The sequence below is a fragment of the Myxococcales bacterium genome (assembly GCA_022184915.1).
GTDB lineage: Bacteria > Myxococcota_A > Polyangia > Fen-1088 > Fen-1088 > JAGTJU01.
The window spans coordinates 303,912-322,846 of record JAGTJU010000005.1 but is presented as its reverse complement, the minus strand read 5'-3'; the positions used below and the strand labels follow the sequence as shown (position 1 = coordinate 322,846).

Annotated in this window: 19 protein-coding genes; 15 read left to right on the top strand and 4 right to left on the bottom strand. The window is 65.4% G+C overall.

The window, feature by feature from the left end; translation table 11 throughout:
* Positions 1 to 5: 5 nt before the first annotated feature.
* Positions 6 to 599 carry a hypothetical protein gene (locus KA712_19865; GenBank protein MCG5055228.1) on the top strand — a complete coding sequence of 198 codons (594 nt, stop codon included), beginning with the start codon at positions 6 to 8 and terminating at the stop codon, positions 597 to 599.
* Between the two features lie 333 nt (positions 600 to 932).
* Here KA712_19865 and KA712_19860 read toward each other — a convergent pair whose 3' ends face one another.
* Positions 933 to 2,177, bottom strand: a complete 1,245-nt coding sequence (locus KA712_19860) for a metallophosphoesterase (protein ID MCG5055227.1) — start codon at positions 2,175 to 2,177, stop codon at positions 933 to 935.
* A gap of 187 nt (positions 2,178 to 2,364) precedes the next feature.
* Here KA712_19860 and KA712_19855 point away from each other — a divergent pair, with 187 nt between their 5' ends.
* The 13 genes from KA712_19855 to KA712_19795 all read left to right on the top strand — a co-directional run bounded on the left by KA712_19855 (position 2,365) and on the right by KA712_19795 (position 13,816).
* Entirely contained in the window at positions 2,365 to 3,126 is a 762-nt protein-coding gene (locus KA712_19855; protein ID MCG5055226.1) for a Crp/Fnr family transcriptional regulator, read from the top strand.
* Between the two features lie 139 nt (positions 3,127 to 3,265).
* Positions 3,266 to 4,561 carry an alanine racemase gene (gene alr / locus KA712_19850; GenBank protein MCG5055225.1) on the top strand — a complete coding sequence of 432 codons (1,296 nt, stop codon included), beginning with the start codon at positions 3,266 to 3,268 and terminating at the stop codon, positions 4,559 to 4,561.
* Positions 4,562 to 4,580: 19 nt separating this feature from the next.
* Positions 4,581 to 5,465 (top strand): ABC transporter permease, encoded by an 885-nt coding sequence (locus KA712_19845; protein MCG5055224.1) that lies wholly within the window; start codon positions 4,581 to 4,583, stop codon positions 5,463 to 5,465.
* A 3-nt stretch (positions 5,466 to 5,468) separates the two neighbouring features.
* Positions 5,469 to 6,299 (top strand): ATP-binding cassette domain-containing protein, encoded by an 831-nt coding sequence (locus KA712_19840; protein ID MCG5055223.1) that lies wholly within the window; start codon positions 5,469 to 5,471, stop codon positions 6,297 to 6,299.
* The gene (locus tag KA712_19835; protein ID MCG5055222.1) at positions 6,296 to 7,813 is read left to right on the top strand and encodes an MlaD family protein; all 1,518 of its coding nucleotides are present in this window, start codon (positions 6,296 to 6,298) and stop codon (positions 7,811 to 7,813) included. Before KA712_19840 ends, KA712_19835 begins: the two co-directional genes overlap by 4 nt.
* Before the next feature lie 172 nt (positions 7,814 to 7,985).
* Entirely contained in the window at positions 7,986 to 8,534 is a 549-nt protein-coding gene (locus KA712_19830; GenBank protein ID MCG5055221.1) for a DUF177 domain-containing protein, read from the top strand.
* A 52-nt stretch (positions 8,535 to 8,586) separates the two neighbouring features.
* Complete coding sequence (rpmF, locus tag KA712_19825) at positions 8,587 to 8,775, top strand: 50S ribosomal protein L32 (protein MCG5055220.1); 189 nt, start codon at positions 8,587 to 8,589, stop codon at positions 8,773 to 8,775.
* A gap of 32 nt (positions 8,776 to 8,807) precedes the next feature.
* A complete protein-coding gene (plsX, locus tag KA712_19820; protein MCG5055219.1) occupies positions 8,808 to 9,854 on the top strand; it encodes a phosphate acyltransferase PlsX in 1,047 nt (348 codons plus the stop codon).
* A gap of 202 nt (positions 9,855 to 10,056) precedes the next feature.
* Positions 10,057 to 10,983: an ACP S-malonyltransferase gene (gene fabD / locus KA712_19815; protein MCG5055218.1), complete on the top strand. Its 927-nt coding sequence runs from the start codon at positions 10,057 to 10,059 to the stop codon at positions 10,981 to 10,983.
* 36 nt (positions 10,984 to 11,019) lie between these two features.
* Positions 11,020 to 11,775 (top strand): 3-oxoacyl-ACP reductase FabG, encoded by a 756-nt coding sequence (locus tag KA712_19810; GenBank protein MCG5055217.1) that lies wholly within the window; start codon positions 11,020 to 11,022, stop codon positions 11,773 to 11,775.
* A gap of 78 nt (positions 11,776 to 11,853) precedes the next feature.
* Positions 11,854 to 12,093, top strand: coding sequence for an acyl carrier protein (gene acpP / locus KA712_19805; protein MCG5055216.1), 240 nt, complete (start codon positions 11,854 to 11,856; stop codon positions 12,091 to 12,093).
* Positions 12,094 to 12,213: 120 nt separating this feature from the next.
* Entirely contained in the window at positions 12,214 to 13,455 is a 1,242-nt protein-coding gene (gene fabF / locus KA712_19800; GenBank protein ID MCG5055215.1) for a beta-ketoacyl-ACP synthase II, read from the top strand.
* 67 nt (positions 13,456 to 13,522) lie between these two features.
* Complete coding sequence (locus tag KA712_19795) at positions 13,523 to 13,816, top strand: DUF190 domain-containing protein (protein ID MCG5055214.1); 294 nt, start codon at positions 13,523 to 13,525, stop codon at positions 13,814 to 13,816.
* Positions 13,817 to 13,844: 28 nt separating this feature from the next.
* Here the strand turns inward: KA712_19795 and KA712_19790 are convergent, their stop codons facing one another.
* From KA712_19790 to KA712_19780, 3 genes are all read right to left on the bottom strand, one after another.
* On the bottom strand, positions 13,845 to 15,104 hold the full coding sequence (locus KA712_19790) for an FAD-dependent oxidoreductase (GenBank protein ID MCG5055213.1): 1,260 nt from the start codon (positions 15,102 to 15,104) through the stop codon (positions 13,845 to 13,847).
* Between the two features lie 129 nt (positions 15,105 to 15,233).
* Entirely contained in the window at positions 15,234 to 16,421 is a 1,188-nt protein-coding gene (xylA, locus tag KA712_19785; protein ID MCG5055212.1) for a xylose isomerase, read from the bottom strand.
* 63 nt (positions 16,422 to 16,484) lie between these two features.
* Entirely contained in the window at positions 16,485 to 17,879 is a 1,395-nt protein-coding gene (locus KA712_19780) for an aminopeptidase P family protein (protein MCG5055211.1), read from the bottom strand.
* Positions 17,880 to 17,941: 62 nt separating this feature from the next.
* Here KA712_19780 and KA712_19775 point away from each other — a divergent pair, with 62 nt between their 5' ends.
* Positions 17,942 to 18,922 carry a hypothetical protein gene (locus tag KA712_19775; protein MCG5055210.1) on the top strand — a complete coding sequence of 327 codons (981 nt, stop codon included), beginning with the start codon at positions 17,942 to 17,944 and terminating at the stop codon, positions 18,920 to 18,922.
* Positions 18,923 to 18,935 lie beyond the last annotated feature (13 nt).

Below are 18,935 nucleotides of genomic sequence, written 5' to 3'. Positions count from 1 at the left end.
CTGCCGTGTCGAACCCCACCTCTTGGAAGCCCGGACTTGGAACGCCCCCCGAAAGCGACGTGCGCGCCGCGGAAGCGCAAGCCTTGAAAGCCGTGGAGGCCACGCGCGCCCTGCTGACCCGCGCGCGCGCCGAGGCCCAGGCCTTCAAGGAGCGGGTCGACGAGCTCAAGGCCGTCTGCCGAACTCTCGAGGACGTGGCGCGCGGACTTTCGGATGCAACCTTTCGGGCTGCCAGCGCAGCCACCCGTGGGGCCTCGGCCACCCGCGAGCTGGTGTCCTTCGTGGAGGAGCTAGGGTCGCTGGCAAAAACGACCGCCCGCGCTTCCTATGAGATGAAGGCGAAGCTGGGCCCCGAACCCGGCAGAATCCCCGTGACGGACGCTAGCTTCGCCGATGGGTCTGCTGCTCAAGAGCAGCTGGCTCGGCTCGTCCGCCAGCTGGCGGACCGGGCTGCCCAGCCCCGGGCGCCGTCGATCCAAGTGGAGGTGCGCTCTTCGCGTGCTTCGGCGGCTTCGGCTTCCGCCAAGGCGCTCGACGACGAGGCCGATGATCTCGGCTGGCGCCTGGGCGCTGCCCGTTCGAGCGGCTACAAGAACTGAAGCGGGAGAGCGGCCCCACGACGCCAGCGGGTCGTGCCCCAGACCCGGGCGCTGCGCTTTTTGAGCAACCCTTGGCCTTTGCTGCCGAGAAAGAGGCATGAAGCCTCGAAGGGTCCCGAAAGCACCGCCGCAACCAACTCTGGCCGGCCCCCAGGCCGCTGCCCCTCCCGCGCCTGCCGCGCGCCCCCCGCGCCGCCGGCTGCGGATCTGGCCTCCGCCTCCCCTGGGTTGGCCTGCGGCAAGCCCGGACGGGAGTTCGGGGGACTGCCGTCCCAAGCGGGTTTGAGTGCAAGGGCCCGCGAGGGCCAAACCCCACCTGGCGCCGCCACGCCCTCAGACGGTGGGTTCGCCTGTGCGGAGCACGAGGCGGGTGATTTCGGCCTGTGTGCCTACCCGCATGGGAGGTCCCCAGTAGCCTGTACCCGGGCTGACGTAGATCTGGGTGTCGCCCGTGCGGTGTAGACCGTGCACGAAGGGCTGATCCAGCTTGACCAGGTACGAAAAAGGCCAGATCTGCCCGGCATGGGTATGCCCGGAGATCTGGAGGTCGACCCCCAAAGGTGCCGCCTCTTTCACGGTTTTGGGTTGGTGCGCGAGCAGCACCACCGGGCCCTTTGAAGGGCGGCCGTGGAGGGCAGCTGCGACGTCCGTGCCGTGGCCTTGCCCGAACCGATGGGCGCTGGCGTCGTCTACCCCGGCCAGCGTCAGGGTAGCGCCTTCGTCTCCCAGAACCACGTGCTCGTTCCTCAAGACACGCAAGCCAAGCCGTGTGAGCTCGTCGAGCCAGGGGCCCACACCCGAGTAGTACTCGTGGTTTCCGGTGATGAAGTAAACGCCGTATTTGGCTTTCAGGTTCGCGAGCGGCGCCGCCGCCTCGCGGAGCGCCTCGACGCTGCCGTCGACCAAGTCGCCGGTGATGGCGATGACGTCCGGCGTTTCGGCATTGGCCATGGCCACGACCTTCTCGGTGAAGGACCTACCGATCATGGGACCCAGGTGAACGTCGGTGAGCTGAATGATCGAGAAACCGTCCAGGGCTTCGGGCAGCTTGCCGAGCGTGACGTCCACACGACGGACGTGAAGACTGCCGAGGGCCTTGGCCACGCCGTATCCGCCGAGGAGTCCCGCCGTGCCTCCCGCCAGCGCACCCAACACCCGCGCGAGAACGGTGCGCCGCTCGGGGTCCACGGGTGCGGAGGCTCCGAAGGCCTGGCCTGCGTGAACGACGAGGCGGAGCAAGTCCGTGCCGAGCAGGAGCACGAAGAGCAGGAACATGAGACCCATCCACGTGAACGCCGTCCACGCCAGGCCCGCGCGCAGGGGCGAAGGCAGCGCTCGGCCCAGCAGGAACGCCAGCGGCATCGAGAGGGCGAGGGTGGCGAGCCCTGCCGTGACCCAGAGACGCCAGGGCATGGGCATACCGGTGTTTCTGACCAAGCGCAGCCAGAAGTAGAGGTGAATGCCTCCGATGAGCGTCAGGACGACGCTGAGGAAGACGAGCAAACGAGCGAAACTCACGGGCCCTCGGAGTGTAGCGGAGCTTCGGCGCGGGGGCTCGACACCTTGACGCTTCGGCATGGGAACGGACCCCCTGGGGCTACGTGTGGTCATGTGGCGCGTGGTGGGAAACGAACACTGTGGCGTAAACGACACAGACCCCCATCCGCGCCACCCCATGGATGTGTCTGAAATCGTTGGACGGACATCGCCAGAACCTTGGCACTGCTGTTGCTGGTCACCGTGCCGCCACGGGAAAGGAGCCCTCATGTCGTTCGCCGCTACCCCGCTTCGTGTCCACGCCCCTGCTTCGCCCCATCAGCCGAGCGTTCAGCCCGTGCTGGCGGCTCTACGTTGCTGCCCCTTCTTTGGCGCGTGGTCGCCTTCCTCGCTGGCCGCGTTGTCAGTGGCGGGGTCTTTGCGCTCGTTCGGGGGAGGTCAAACGGTTTTGGTGGAGGGGACAACGAACGAGCATGCGGTCGTGGTCGTGCGGGGACGCCTGAGGGCCGTGCGGCGCGCCGACCGAGGCCGCGAGGTCACGCTCGAGGTGTTCCGTGAAGGCACCGCGTGCATCGACACCCTCTTCGCCACGGGCCCAAGCCCGCACGACCTGGTCGCCTCCGAAACGAGCCTTTTGCTTTTCATCCCTCGCGAGGCCTTGCTCGCACAGGTTCGTGTCAATCCCGACGCAGCGCTGGGCCTTGCCCGAGATCTCGAGCGCCGCCTTGCGGGGTCGCACGCCATGACGGCCGGCCTGGCGCTGTCGGACGTCGAGACCCGCCTCAGGGACGTGCTGCTGAGGCTTGCCAACGAAGAAGGGGAGACCGTGCCCGGCGGAACGCTCATTCGCCGGAGCCCCACGCAGCAGGAGCTTGGGACCATGATCGGTGCCTGCCGTGAAACCGTGTCTCGCATCGTGGCGGATTTCGCTCGCAAGGATCTGCTGCGGCTTCGAGGTCGCAAGCTCACGCTGTCGGCAGCGTTTTTCGCTTCCGGCGTCACCACTCCGACGGCCTTGGCTGCGAGTTGACGAGCTTCCGGTCCGACAAACCCCGGCCGGCCGAGACGTGTTCGCACCGTCCGCCTCGCGTACCGCTCCAAGCGGTGACGTGCCCCGGTGTGCCAGGCGAATTGACGCTGCCGAGCCGAGGTGGAAGAATCCCGCCACTTTGACCTCCCAATCACGGCGGACGCCGCTCGGGCTCGCCCCCGCTCCTCAGGCTGCAGAGCCGGGGCCCGGAGGAGGTCCTGCCTGGGTTCGCCAGGCCGATCTGCGGACCTCGATCCGACCCACGGTGGCCGAGATCGATGTGGCGGCTCTCCGGAACAACGCCCGCCGGCTGCGGGAGGTGGTGGGGCCTCAGGTGGCGATCTACGGCGTGGTCAAGGCGGACGCTTACGGGCACGGCGCCGTGGCGGTCGCGCGGGTCTTGGCGCCCCACTGCGATGCGCTGGCCGTGTCACTGGCTGAAGAGGGGCTCGAGCTGCGCCAGGCCGGGATCACGAGCCCGGTGTTGGTGCTCGGCGCGTACTACGGTCAAGAGCACTCGGAGATCATCGAGGCAGGCCTCACGCCGGTGGTCTACGACCCCGCGGATCTCGAGCGTTTCGCCGAGGCGCCCACCCGCAGGTGGGGGGCCTCCCACCGGGACCGGGACCAGGTGCAGGTCCACCTCAAAATCGATACGGGGATGAACCGCCTGGGCGTCTCCGGTACAGACCTGGAGCGCGCCCTGCGCGTGCTCGAGACGAGGTCGCGCTTGCGTCTTTCGGGCCTGTGCACCCACTTCGCCTCGGCCGATGTGCTCGCTCTCGACACCACCCATGCCCAGCTCGCGCGCTTCGCCGAGGCGCGAGCCCGGGTCGCCGCGGCGGGCTTTTCGCCGGATGTGGTCCACGCGGCCAACACGGCGGCCACCTTGCGGTTGCCGGGGACTCATTTTGGAGCCGTACGTCCCGGGTTGGCGCTTTACGGCGCCGTACCGGGCACCCCGGTATCAGCCGAAGGGCTCCTCCCGGTGTTGTCGCTGCGGACGCGCGTCATGTCGCTACACGAAGTCCCCGTGGGTGCAGGCGTCAGCTACGGCCAGCGCTTCATCGCTGCGCGCCCGTCCCGCATCGCCGTCCTGCCCGTGGGCTACGCCGACGGTTACCCGCGGCACCTCGACGGCGCGCACGTGCTCGTGCGCGGGCACCGGGCGCCCGTGGCAGGAGCCGTGTGCATGGACATGGTCATGGTCGATGTGACCGACGTTCCCGGCGCGCAGTTGGGGGATCCGGTGACCCTCATCGGCCGCGACGAGAACGAACACATCACGCTCGACGACGTCGCCCGCTGGGCGGGCACGCTCAACTACGAGATTACGTGTGGGCTCTCGAAGCGGGTGCCGCGGCTCTACCGCGACGGGCAGGTCTTGGGGGGGGAAGCGGACGCGGGTGGTCCTGGGGCACCGACGGATGGCTGACGCGAAAGCGGCGCGCGGCGTGAGCGACGCGAAAGGCCACCCAAAAGGCGGCCAGAACCCGGGCACAGACCGAACGGCCGCGTCTGGGTCCGACGAAGGTGTCTCGGGCCTCCCGAAGGCCGTGGCTTTGGTGCTCAAGCCCTTTCGCGTGTTTCTGACGGCGCTGGGGGCCCACCTTTTGTTGTTGGTCGATGCGGCTGTTTGGCTGTTCCGGCGGCCGTTCCGCCCCCGTTTGTTCTTTGACCAGATGGAGTACATCGGGGTGGGCTCGCTGCCCATCGTTCTTCTGGTCGGCTTTTTTTCGGGCGCCGTCTCGGCCCTCCAGGCCATCAACGCTCTGTCGATTTTCGACCAGTCTCGATGGGTGGGCGTCATGGTCGGCGTTTCGTTGGCGGAGGAACTCGCCCCCGTCTTCGCCGGGCTCATGATCGCCGCCCGCGCGGGCTCCGGCATGGCCACCGAGCTCGGTTCGATGCGCATCACCGAGCAGATCGACGCGCTCACGACCTTTGCCGTCAACCCGGTGCAATACCTCGTCACCCCGCGCCTGATTGCGTCCACCGTCATGGTGCCGGTCTTGACGATGGCCTTCAACCTCATTGGCCTTTTCGGCGCCTACATCGTGTCGATCCTGGTGCACGAGCTTGACATCGGCCAGGTCACGGGACTCTTCACCTACTGGGTGGACATCCGCCACTACGTCAAGGGGCTCTGCAAGGCCGCCGTGTTCGGCTTGGCCCTCGCGCTCACGGCCTGCTACCAGGGCTTCAATGTCAGGGGCGGGGCGAAGGAGGTCGGCTTGGCCACCACCCGGTCCGTCGTGGCGGGTTCGGTGTCCATCTTGGTGCTCGACTATTTCCTCATCGAAATATTGAACGCGCTGTGGCCTGTCGCGAGCGAGTAACCCATGTCTCCTGGAATAGGCGCCTCAGACAATCCCGTGGAGCAGCGTGACGAGCGCTGGCAGATCCGTATTCGGGGGCTGAACAAGACCTTCGGCCCCCAGCACGTGCTGCGAGGACTGGATTTGGACGTCGAGCGGGGCAAGACCAACATCATCATCGGCGGTTCTGGTCAGGGTAAATCCGTGTTGATGAAGCACCTGATGGGCTTGCTGCACCCCGATGCGGGGCACATCTACGTCGACGGCGAAGACGTGGTGGGGCTCGATGATTTGGCGTTGAGAAAGTTTCGTCGGAAGTTCGGCATGGTGTTCCAGTACGCGGCGCTCTTCGACTCGATGACGGTGATGGAGAACATCGCCTTTCCCCTCATGGAGCGCTACCACCTCAAGGACGCCGAGGTGGAAAAGCGCGTATGGGAATTGCTCGAGCGCCTGGCGCTGGCCCACATCCCGGGAATCGACATGAAGTTTCCCGCCCAGTTGTCCGGCGGACAGCGAAAACGTGTGGGGCTGGCCCGGGCTCTCATCGATAGGCCCGAGATTTTACTTTACGACGAGCCCACGACCGGGCTTGATCCCATCGCAACGAAGAACGTGGACGAAATGATCCGCCAGACTGCAGACGAGTTCGGGGTGACCTCGGTGGTGATCTCGCACGACATGGCGTCCACCTTCCGTATCGGCGATCGCGTCTCCCTGCTATACGAAGGGGTGATCGCCGTGTCCGGCACGCCCAACGAAGTCCGCCAGTCCGAGCACCCCGTGCTCAAGGACTTTTTGGAGATGTCGGGGGTTTCGCGCGCCGCCGGGCCCGAACCAGAGAGGCGCTCGTGAGACGAAGTCTGGCGCCGCTCACGGTGGGGCTGACCGTTTTGGTGGCGAGCGTGCTGAGCTTTGCCCTGTTCAAATACGTTCAGGAGCATCAAAGCAAGGAGGGGTATGTCGTCTACGCCCTCTTCAACGACGCCCTGGGTTTGTTCGAGAAGTCACGCGTGCAAACGGCCGGCATTCCCATCGGCAGCATCGTTTCGAAAGGGCTGAGTGGCCGCAAGGCGCGGGTCGACATCCGCATCGACCAAAGCATTCCGCTTTACGAGAACGCCTCGGTCGCCAAAAAGTCTGCGTCGCTGCTGGGAGAGTACTACCTGGAAATCGATCCGGGCACGCCGGTCGACCAACTCACGGGCAAGCCGCATCGCACCCTGACCACGGGTGATCAGATTGCGATCGTGATGGAGCCGGCCACCTTTGCTGACGTCACCGAGTCCGTCCAGGAGGTCATCCCCATTCTCAAGGACATCCTCAAGGACGTGCGTGGGATGACCTCGGGTAGCCTCGCCGAGATCGCCGATGGGCTCAACCAAACGGTCAAGACCAACTCGGTGGTGCTCGAGCGGCTGCTGTCCCGTGCCGATGCCATCGCGGCCGACATCCAGGACATCACCAGCAGCGAGTCCGACGACATCAAGGTGGCCATCGCGAACGTTCGCGAGATCACCGAGGGCATCAAGAGCCTGGTGGGAACGAGCGAGGGCACGGTCTCAGCGACCGGCGACAAACTGCGCAGCTCGCTCGATCGCATCCAGACAAGCGTGGAGACGCTCGAGCGCTCGCTCGTCAACGTCGAAAAGGTCACCTCGGGGATGGCGGAAGGCAAAGGCACCGTGGGGCGCCTGCTCACGGACGACGAGATCGCGGAGAACATCGAAGAGCTCACGGAGGACGCCGGCACCTTCGTCAAGGGCATCACCAACCTTCAAACGATCGTGGGCCTGCGCACCGAGTACAACTACCTGGCGGACACGTTCAAGCAGTACCTCTCGATCCAGCTGTCACCTCGACCCGACAAGTTCTATCTGATCGAGCTCGTTGATGACCCACGTGGATTCCGCGACGAGACGACCACCTTCGTGAACTCGAGCAAGGAGGGCGTCGAGTCGATCAAGACCGTTCGCATCTCCGAGGCGCTGCGCTTTACCTTTCAATTCGGAAAACGGTGGGGCAACGTGGCCGGCCGCTTCGGCATCAAGGAGTCGACCGGAGGCGTTGGCCTCGACGTCTTCTTCCTTCAAGACCGGCTGTTCTTGTCGTTCGACGCGTTTGATACCCGCTCGAACGTCTATCCGCGCGTGCAAGCCCGTGCCGCCATTGCGTTGTACGAACGCAACCTCTATCTGATCGCGGGCGCGGATGACGTGCTGAATCATGACCGGGCGACGTCCGGCGGAGGAGCCTTCATCGACGGGTTCCTGGGTCTGCAGCTGATCTTCAACGACCAGGACCTCAAGTCCCTGTTGCTCTTCGGTGGCAGTGCCGTGGGCTCGGCGAGCGGGGGCAGCAACCGATAGCGCATTGCGCCTTGTCTGCTGCCGCCGCTCCGGTCCTTCCGTTCGAGCCGCGCGGCCGCCGTTTTCGCAGCGCTTCGCGCTGTCATGCAGCTCTGGCCTTTGCTTGACGAGGACGTGGCGGCCCCTATAGTTACGCCTTCCTTGGGGCCGACCCCGGAGACGACGAGCGATCATGCGGTACAAAACAAACGACATCCCCGAAGGGGGCCTCGGCGTGGATGTACCTCTGACAGAAGCGTGGCTTGGGGAAAACTGTGGTGATCTCGGGGCCCGTTTGGCGCCGGGAGGCCTTCGGCTCAGGGGGCGTCTCGAGCCCACGGGTGACGACTTTCTGCTGCGGGGTAAGCTGAAGGGCGCCCTCGAGTTCACCTGCGTCAAGTGTCTCGAGCCCACACGCCTCGGGGTCGACGTGGACGTGGCGGTGTCCTACGTAGAGGGGCCTGAAGAAGACCGCGCCAAGCCCACGCCCCCCGGGGACGAGGACGAGGACGAAGGCGAGGGCGATTTCATCACCTTCCAGGACGGTGTCATCGACCTTGGCCCGGAGATACGGGACGAGATCTTTCTGGCGGTGCCCTACTCGCCGAAGTGCGAGCCTGAGTGTTTGGGCATCTGCCCGATGTGCGGGGTAAACCGGGACAAGACCCCCTGCACGTGCGAAGAGCAGCAAAACCTGGCACGCTCGCCGTTCGCAGACCTCGCAAAACTGAAAAAGTCCTGAACCCGCCCAAGCTTTTCGTGTAACGACCTAGGTCCACCACAAGGAACGAACAATGGCAGTCCCTCAACAACGTCAGTCGAAGTCCCGCTCGCGCATTCGTCGGGCAGAGGTCATGAAGCGCCCCGTACCCGTCGGCATTCCTTGCGCGCAGTGCGGTGAGATGAAGCTTCCGCACCACGCCTGTGCTGCCTGCGGATACTACAAGGGCCGCCAGGTCCTCAAGGTCGAGGAAAAAGCATAGCCACCCGATGTTTTCGCATCGCCGTCGATGCGATGGGGTCTGACGGTGGGCCTGGCGTCGAGGTCATGGGGGCGCTCGAGGCCCTTCGTTCGTCGGGCCTCGAGGTGGTTCTCGTCGGCGATGAAGCCAAGATCGCGCCGCATTTGGATGCGGACGGGAGAGGTGTACCCGCGGACCTGCGGGCGCGGCTAACGCTCCGTCATACTCCGGAGGCCATCACGATGCAGGATGCACCGTCGATGGCCGTCAAGGGTAAGAAGCAGTCGTCCATGCGCCTCTGCTTCGACATGGCCAAGGCGGGCGAGGTCGACGCCGTGGTCTCCGCGGGGAACTCCGGGGCCATGATGGCCTGTGGGCTTTTCGTGTTGGGCCGTCTTCCTGACGTCGACCGCCCCGCGATCGTCACCACCTTTCCCACGACCGGTGGCGAGTGTGCCCTGCTGGACATGGGTGCCAATGTCGACCCCAAACCCGCGGTTCTGGCGCAGTTTGCCGTCATGGGGTCGGTGTACGCACGGCTCCAGCATGGAAAACCCCGACCTCGGGTGGGCCTGCTCTCGAACGGCTCCGAATCGCACAAGGGTACGGCGCTCACGCGCGAGACGCACGCGTTGCTCAAGCGTACCTTGGCCTACGAAGGTTTCACCTACCTGGGCTACGTCGAGGGACGCGACATCTTTCGCGGGAACGTCGACGTGGTCGTCACCGATGGCTTCACGGGCAACGTGCTGCTCAAGGGATGCGAGGGCGTGGTGGAGGCCGTTTTCAAGATGGTCCGTGCGGAGGTCATGGCCAGCGGACCGCTCGTCAAATTAGGTGCTCTCATGATGAAGCCGGCGCTGCGGCGCCTGAAGCGACGCACCGACTACGCGGAGACGGGTGGCGCTCCCTTGCTCGGGGTTTCGGGTGTGGCGATGATCTGCCACGGCGGCTCGGGCGCCAAGGCCATCAAAAACGCTATTTTGCAAGCAGAGCGCTTCGCACAGTCCGGGCTGGACAAGGCCTTGGCGGGCGAGGTCGAAAAGACCTGTTCCCTATTTGCCCCAGCCGCGGTGTCTCACGGCGAAAGCGCGTCATGAGCGGGGCCACGCCTTGCTCGTGAGGCAGGGGCGTCTCGCCGAGGGGCCTTACTTTTTTCTTGAACCTTGGACGGGATGGGAATACTTCGTCGGCGTTGAAGGCCGAGGCCCGTGTCGCGGGCGTTCGGGAGGGGCGCTGCAGCGCAAGTAGCGCAACGTCCTTCCGTGTGGTAGCGCCCGCCATCGAATCTCGATACGAACCATGAAAGCGTTTCTGTTTCCGGGGCAAGGGTCCCAAAAGCCGGGCATGGGCAAGGCCTTGTTCGACGCCCACGACGAGGCCAAGGCGGTTTTCAAGGAAGCCGACGAGGTGCTTGGGTTTCCCCTCTCCACACTCTGCTTCGAGGGGCCCGAGTCGGAGCTCACGCTCACGGCCAACGCTCAGCCTGCCATCTTGACCACCAGCGTGGCCGCCCTGCGCGTGCTCGAGTCCAAAACGGGCGTTCGCCCGGACGTGGTCGCGGGGCACTCGCTCGGCGAGTATTCGGCTCTGGTGGCGGCTTCCGGCTTGCGGATGGCCGACGCCGTCCGCCTGGTCCACCTGCGGGGCAAGTTCATGCAGGAAGCCGTGGCGCCAGGAGAGGGCGCGATGGCCGCGATATTGGGACTCGAGGGGGCCGCGGTGGCCGAGGCCTGCCAGGAAGCCGCGCGCGAGCTCGGAGCCGTGGTCTCGCCCGCCAACCTGAACGGGGGCGGCCAGGTGGTGATCGCGGGAACCAAGGCCACGGTCGACCGGGCCTGTGAGCTGGCGAAAGCCAAGGGCGCCAAGCGCGCGATCCCCCTTCAGGTGAGCGCCCCCTTCCATTGCGCCTTGATGGCACCGGCCGCCGAGCGTCTCGCTGCCGAGCTGGCCAAGGTCGAGGTGACTCCGCTCGCGGTGCCGGTGGTGACCAACATCGAGGCTGCGGCCAACCGTGACGCGTCTCGCGTCAGAGCCCTGCTCACCCGTCAAGTCACGGGCACCGTGCGCTGGGAAGAATCGGTTCAGGCTCTGGTTGCTCTGGGCGTGGGCACGGCCTACGAAGTGGGCCACGGCAACGTGCTCGCAGGTCTCGTCAAGCGCATTGCCCCCTCGCTTGCGGTCACGGGGGTCTCGGATCCGGCCTCTGTGGCCGCGCTGGCCGTCTAGAGCCCCGCGAACGCGAACGTCGCGAAAGGAAAATACATGTCACGTTGTCTCGAAGGGAAAGTGGTCGTCGTCACTGGCGGCTCTCGCGGAATCGGTCGGGCCATTTGCGTGGCTCTCGGCGCGGAGGGCGCCCGGGTCGTGGTGAACTACACCTCGAATGAAGCCGCGGCCATCGAGACGGCCGCGTCCGTGCGGGCCGCAGGCGGCGAGGCGGCGCTCAAGCGCTTCGACGTGGCCGATGCCGAGGGCGTCAACCAGGCCTTCAAGGACATCGCGGCCGAGCTCGGGGGAGTGCACGTGCTGGTGAACAACGCCGGCATCGCCGTGAACGCCCTCACCCTGGGGGCGAAGGATGCCGATTGGCAACGCGCCCTGGCGGTGAACCTCACGGGGGCTTTCAACTGCACGCGCGCCGCGCTTCGCCCGCTCATGAAGGCGAAGGAATCGGGACGCATCATCAACATCACGTCGGTGGTGGCCGAAATGGGCAACGCCGGTCAAGCCCCCTACGTGGCCGCCAAGGCGGGGCTCATTGGCCTCACCAAGACCTGGGCCAGGGAGTACGCCAGCCGCGGCCTCACCGTGAACGCGGTGGCCCCGGGCTGGATTGACACGGACATGACCGCGTCTGAGCTTCCCGAAGCCAAACGTGCCGAATTGACTCAGCAAATTCCGCTGGGCCGGGTGGGCAAACCCGAGGACATCGCCGGCGCTGTGGCGTTTTTGGCAGGTCCGACGGCCGCCTACATCACCGGTCAGGTTTTGCGGGTCAACGGCGGTCTTCTGATGTAAGTTACCGCACCCTGAAGGTTTTGACGCTCTAGGGCAAGTCAAACACCGAGACGAATCACAAACGAAAAAGGAACGACAATGGCCGACAACGTCGAAGAGAAAGTCATCAAGCTCATCTCCGAGCAGCTCGAGGTGGAGCCCGACAAGGTGGTCCCGAGCGCATCCTTCACCGAGGATTTGAAGGCTGACTCGCTGGCGATCGTGGAGCTGGTCCTGGCTTTGGAAGAGTCCTTCAAGCTCGAAATTCCCGACGAAGAGACCGAGAAGATCAAGACCGTCGGCGACGCCATCAACTACATCAAGAATCACGCCTCGTAAGAGGTTCCCTGCGGCCAGGCCCACGACCGCCTCCCGAGCCATGGGCGGCGGCATCTGGAAGACCCCCGCAGGGGTTCTTTGCCTGCATCAAAAACGCGTCTAGAGGAGCACGAGCACGACATGTCGCGCACAGTGGTTGTCACCGGCATCGGCCTCATCACCCCCGTGGGTATCGGCACCGAGGAAACCTGGCAGGGTTTGCTCGCGGGTCGCTCCGGCATTGGGCGGATCACGAGGTTCGACACCTCCAACTACGCCACGCAGATTGCAGGCGAGGTCAAGGGCTTCGATCCCACGCGCTGGATGACCGCGCGGGATGCGAAGTCGATGGACATCTTCATTCAGTTCGCCGTGGGCGCGGCTGCGATGGCGGTCGAGGATTCGGGGCTGAAGATCGAAGGTGAGTTCGCGGAGCGGGTGGGGGTTTTCGTGGGCGCTGGTCTTGGCGGCATCACCACGATCGAGCGCACCCACGACACGATCCGGGAGAAGGGGCCCCGCCACGGGGTATCTCCTTTCTTCGTTCCCGGCATCATCATCAACTTGGCTCCGGGGCAGATATCGATTCGTCACGGCGCCAAGGGGCCGAACTACAGCCACGTTTCGGCTTGTTCGACGGGTGCCCACGCCATCGGTGATGCCATGCGGCTCATTCAGCACGGCTACGCCGATGCGATGATCTGCGGGGGGACCGAGTCGACGATTACCACGCTCGGCGTGGGGGGCTTCAACGCCGCTCGGGCTCTGTCCACACGGAACGACGATCCCACGGCGGCCTCGCGCCCCTTCGACCACGACCGCGACGGCTTCGTGATGTCCGAAGGTGCGGGCATCCTGGTGCTCGAAGAGTTGGAGCACGCAAAGGCTCGGGGTGCGAAGATCTACGCCCGCATGATGGGCTACGCGGCGAACTCCGACGCCCACCACATCACCGCTCCGGCGCCGGAAGCGGAGGGGGCCCAGCGGTGCATGAAGCTGGCGCTCAAAGACGCGGGCCTGCGCCCCGAGGACGTGGACTACATCAATGCCCACGGCACCTCGACGAAGATGAACGACACCAACGAGTCGCTTGCGATCAAGAAGGTGTTCGGAGACCACGCCCGCCGGCTGATGGTGAGCTCCACGAAGTCGATGACGGGCCACATGCTGGGCGCTGCAGGGGGTGTGGAAACCGCCATCTGCGCGTTGGCCGTCGCTCGGGGCGTTGTTCCGCCCACGATCAATTACACGACGCCAGACCCTGACTGTGACCTCGACTACGTGCCCAACACGGCCCGCGAGGTGCCGGTGAAGGTGGCGTTGTCGAACAGCTTCGGCTTCGGTGGCACGAACGCCTGCTTGATCCTCGGCCGCAACGCCTGAGGACAAGCCGGGTGGCCCGGCTCAAGTGTGCCTTCCGTTCGCTCGATGAGAGGCAGGAGGGCACACGATGTCGTCGGCAATCCTGGTGGTGCGGGTCTACGTGACCGAGTCCAGGGCACGGCTGCGCAAAGTCATGAACCTGCTGCGCGAGTCGGGGCGTCTGCGCGGCATGACGGTGTTCAAGGGAATCGCTGGGTTTGGCCCCACGATGCCCGAGTCCGTCGATCCCAGTGAACCCACCGATCCCCCCGTGGTGCTGGAGTTCTTCGATGATCGTGAGCGCGTCGCCGAGACGATCGCCTACCTCAAGACGATGATCGCGCCCCACCACATCATCACCTTTCCCGCCGAGCACCGCTGAGCAAACGACGGGCCCCGCGAGGCCGCGTTCAATGTGCCAGCACGCCGGACATGGCCTTCAAGCCAACGTCCATCATCTGCCAGGCGGCACCGGCATGGAAGGGCTCGCCCGCCCGGAAGCGCATGGGCAGGTAGAGCCCCAGCAGCTTTTTCCCCAGTCGCCACGTGGGACTCGAGCCCACGCGATAGTCGCGTCCAGCGTCAGGACGCACCTCGACGGGGCGTTTGGGATCTCCCGTGAGCCGCAACGGCACCTGAGCGAAGGTCGCTTTGTCGAACTGCTCCATGACACACATGGAGACGGGATCGAAGGTGACGCGCGGTCGCTCGTGACCTAGCACATCGGCTGCGATGTCTTCGGCCACCGCGTCGGCCTGAAGGAACGCCAGGAAAGCTTGCTTGACCGGGAAGTCTCCGGCGTCGCCAGGGGCGTACACGTGCTCGTGTCGTCGTACGCGGCGGCTCTCGAACTCCGTTGCGATGAAGCCTCGGTCGTCGCCGGGCAGGGCCGGATAGCTTACGGCCGCCACATAGGGTGGGAACGAGACCAGTTCGTCATAGGGGATGACGTCTCCGTCGGCGAAGCTCACGCTCGCCTCTGACACCTCCCTGACGACTTTGGCGACGTGACCCTCGATGCCCCGGTTGGCAAACTCCTCCGTCACCAGCTCATGCAGACGGGGACCGAAGGCCTGCACGTAGCTCGATTCCGAGGTGGTCCACACGAGCTTTACGCTCTTGCGCACACCTTTTCTTCTCAGGTGGGTCTCGGTCATCATGACGATCTCGTAAAGTGGACCCGCACACTTGTTGTTCGGAGGAATGAGGAAGAGCATCGTGCTTGCCTTGCCCTCTTGCGCGCGTGAAATGACGCGTTCGATCGCGACCCCAAGCTGCCTCATGGCCTTCGGTGTCCAGATCGTGGCGCCGAAGCGATCGAGCCCAGGGATTTCCTGAGGACGCATGCCGGCCCCCGTGGCGATGATCAGCTTATCGAAGGTAAGCCTTCCCCCGTCGGTGTAGAGCGTCTTCGTGATGGGATCCACGTCCTGCACGGAAGCCTGCATCAGGCGGATGTTCTGGCGGGTCGTGGGCTCGACGAGGGGGATCTTCAGGTCCTGTTCGTCCGAGCCGAAGGGAATGTAGATGCTGTTTGGCCGGAACGAAAAATCGGATTCGTTCGAGACAAGGGTGAGGTCGACCTTCTCGTGAAGCCGGTGCCGGAGGAGAAAAGCGGTCTCGAGTCCGGCAAACCCGGCCCCTGCGACGACGACCTTGAGTTTCGACATGGCGTGCCTCTCGGTTGGTATCCTCCGTGAGGTTCTGCAAAGGCCGTTCCCGGACGTTGGGCCTCTTCGGCTCGGCTACCGGGGTCGAATCGCGAACGGCTTGCGTGGGTCGTGCAAAGGCTCGCAGGATCAGCGCACCCCCAAGAGCAGCTCGGTTGTGAGCTGGTCCAGTCGCTCGTAAGCAAACCCCTGGGTGCGGAGGGCGTCGAGGTCGAACGCGGCATCCAAAAGGCGCGAGGCGTGGTCGCGGCTGTAACGCACGCTTCCGCTCCAGGCGCCGGAGCGGTCCTTTGCGCCGAGCTGGGCAAGGAGGGCCTGGATCTCGGGATCCGCGTGGAAGCGGGCGACCTTGTCCTTGAGAATTTTGTACGTCCGCATGCTGTAGTAGGCGAAATCCCAAACGCCCGCTTCGTCTTCGGTGCGGTAGGCGTGGCTGTCGAAGTGCCGCATGCCCTGCCACTTGGCGTCTTCGAGCAGCTTGACCAGGAAGAAGGCCCCCTTCTGGTCTTCGCTGCCAAAGCGCAGGTCCTGGTCGTAGCGACCCGGCTTTTGGCCGTTGAGGTCGATGTGGAACAGCTTCCCCACCTCGAGGGCCTGTCCCACGGCGTGAGAGAAGTCGAGCCCGGGCATCTGCTCGTGTGCCGTTTCCGGGTTGAGCCCGACCATGTTCGGGTGATCCAGCGTATAGATGAACGCCAGCATGTGGCCGGACGTCGGGAGGAAGATGTCGCCGCGGGGTTCGTTGGGCTTGGCTTCGAGCGCGAACTTGAGATCGTACCCTCGATCGATGGCGTATTCGCACAAATAGTTCAGGCACTCGCGGAAGCGTTTGAGCGCGTCCTGAGGGCTCTTGCATGCGTTGGTCTCGAGACCCTCGCGACCGCCCCAAAACACGTAGGTCTTGGCGCCGAGCTCAACGCCGAGATCGATCGAGCGCATCGTCTTTTGTAGGGCAAACGCTCGCACCCGGGCATCGTTGCTCGTGAACGCACCTTCCTTGAAAGCTGCGTCGTAAAACAGGTTCGTCGTGGCCATGGGCACTTTCATGCCCGTGGCGTCGAGCGCCCGCTTGAACTCGGAGACGATGCGATCTCGTTCTGCGGCCGTTGCGTCGAGGGGAACCAGATCGTTGTCGTGCAAGTTCACGCCGTAGGCGCCAAGCTCGGAGAGCTTTTCGACGATGCGGGTGGGGGCCAGAGGCGCACGGACCGCATCTCCAAAGGGGTCGCGGCCCCGGTTGCCGACCGTCCACAGCCCGAAGGTGAAGTGATCTTCTCGTTTGGGGCTGAACGCGTCCTTCGGGTAGGTGCTGGACATCTCGTGCTCCTTGCCTGCGCTTCTAACAGCTTGCCCCCGGGCGCGCCAAGCCTCGGGGCGCCGCTACGCGGCTGCGTCCTGGTGCACGGCCGCTTCCACGTCGGCCACGTTCTTGGGAATGGCCGCGCTCAGCACTTCGTGCCCCTCCTGGGTGACGAGCACGTCGTCTTCGATGCGGATGCCGCGGACGTCTGCGAAGCGCGCGAGCTTGGCCCAGTTCACCATCTGGCGAAGCTTCGGGTCCTGGCCAAGGTCAGGGTGTTCCAGGATGGCGGGCACTTGATAGAAGCCGGGTTCTATGGTGACCGCCATCCCGGTCTGCAGGTCGCGATCCAGGCGCAAGGTGCGCAGCTTGAAGTTCTTTGTGCGTTGCCGTCCCGGGGCGTAGCCGGCGCGGTCACCCAGATCTTCCATGTCGTGGACGTCGAGCCCGAGGAGGTGACCGGTGCCGTGAGGAAAAAATAAGGACACGGCGCCTTCCTCCACGAGCGTGTCGAGGTCTCCCTGCAGGATCCCAAGGTCGACCAGGCCTTGGCCCATCGTTCTGAGGGCCATCATGTGCAGATCCCGATACCGCGCCCCGGGTCTTACGGCCGCCACGAGACCCTGTTGCACCGCCAGCACCATCGCGTAGACCTCTCGCTGGGTGGGTGAGAACCGTCCCGAAGCCGGCCACGTCCGCGTGACGTCGCTCGCGAAGCCGCCGCTGCTCTCGGCACCCACGTCGGCGAGCAGCAGGTCGGAGGCCGTGACGAGGTGGCCGTGATGCTCGTTGTGCAGCACCTCGCCGTGGACCGTGACGATTGAACCGTAGGCCACCGTGAGCCCGCGGGCGATGATCTCGGCCTCCATACTGGCCCGTACTTCGCTTTCCCTGCGGCCCGGGCGGGTGGCTGCCATACCGGCCGCGTGTGCCGCCACCGTGGCGCTCACCGCTTGGCGCATCTGCGCGATGGCTGCGTCGTCGTGGATCAGTCTCAGGGCCACGAGGGCATCGGCCAGCGCGTGATCGGCTTCGTCGATCGCTCCGGTCTGCACAGGGTGCCCCACCAGACGGCTTTGGTGGGCACAGGTCCGAAAGTCGGGCGCGGGAAGCGTCATCGTGCCGCCGCCGGCGAGCACGTCCTCGAGCTCGCCGAGCGGGCGTACACGACACCCGAGCGCCGTCGCAAGGTCCGCCAAAGAGGGCTCGGGGCCATGCCAGAGCGCATTGGCCGGTTCGGGTTCGGGCGCAAACACCGTGTAAGCGTTCCCATCGTAGAAACCGAATGCTCCCCGCAAGGGCAAGCCGAACAAATAAAGGAAATGGCTGCCGGCCCGATAGGGATAGGTGTTGGCCAGGTAGTTTCGGGGGCTGGGCAGGCCTGCGGCGATCAACGCCCTGGCGCTGCCGAGCGCTTTGGCCAGGTTCTCACGTCGTCGCGCGAAAGGGGCCGCTTCGTATGAAGACAGATCCATCCCCCCAAGTATACGGCCGCCGGGTGCGCCGCGCGCGTTTGGCCTATACTCGTGCGGCGTCGATGACCTCCGCACGCGGCATGGGTACGTCTGGAACGGGTCGCCGCGTGCACGCCGCGCGCGGGGGCGCAGGCGAGCTCTTCCTGGGCATCGACGGTGGTGGATCAAAGACGCTGGCCCTGCTGGCCGATCGTCGAGGGCGCACGGTGGGCCGGGGTGAGGCGGGTTCGAGCAACCATCACGTGGGCGGCTGGACGAAGGCGTGGGCCGCGGTGGCCGGCGCCGTCGCGGAGGCCCGCAAGGAGGCCGGCCTTCCGTCCTTAGCGGTGTCGGCCTTGTGCCTGGGTATGGCAGGCGCCGATACGGCGGCAGACCACCGTCGCATTTCAGCCTGGCTGCACCGACAGGCCTATGCACAGCGCACACGGGTGGTCAACGACGGCGCGCTCTTGTTGGCGGCGGCCGGCAGGGAGGCGGGCGTGGCCGTGGTGAGCGGGACGGGCTCCATCGCCTGGGCGTGCAACGAGGAGGGACAGCAGGCGCGGGCAGGAGGTTGGGGACACCTCATCGGCGACGAAGGTTCGGGATACCACCTGTCCATCGAAGCGCTGCGCTTGACGGTCCGGGCCGCCGATGGGCGCGAGGCCTGGGGGCCGTTGGCGCAAGCTGTGATGCAGCACCTGGGCGTGCGGAGCACCGACGAACTCTTGGCTCACGTCTACGCGCCCCAGACGGCGAAGGCCGAGTTGGCACAGCTGTCTCCCGTCGTGTTCCGGCTCGCGCGCCAAGGTGACCTTCAGGCGCGGCGGCTGGTCCAGGCCGGCGCCCACGCCTTGGCCGAGCTCATCACCGCCGTCTGCCAGACGTTGAAAATGAACCGACCGGCGCTTGCGTTCGGAGGTAGTTTGCTCGCGCGGCAGCCGGCCCTGCGCAAAGACGTCGTCGCGCGGCTGCCGTTTCGGCCCGCGTCCGTGGCGGTGGTCACGGAACCCGTCAAGGGTGCGGTGTATCTCGCGCGCCGGCTGACCGAGCGCGCGGCGTGATGTTGGCGTGCTG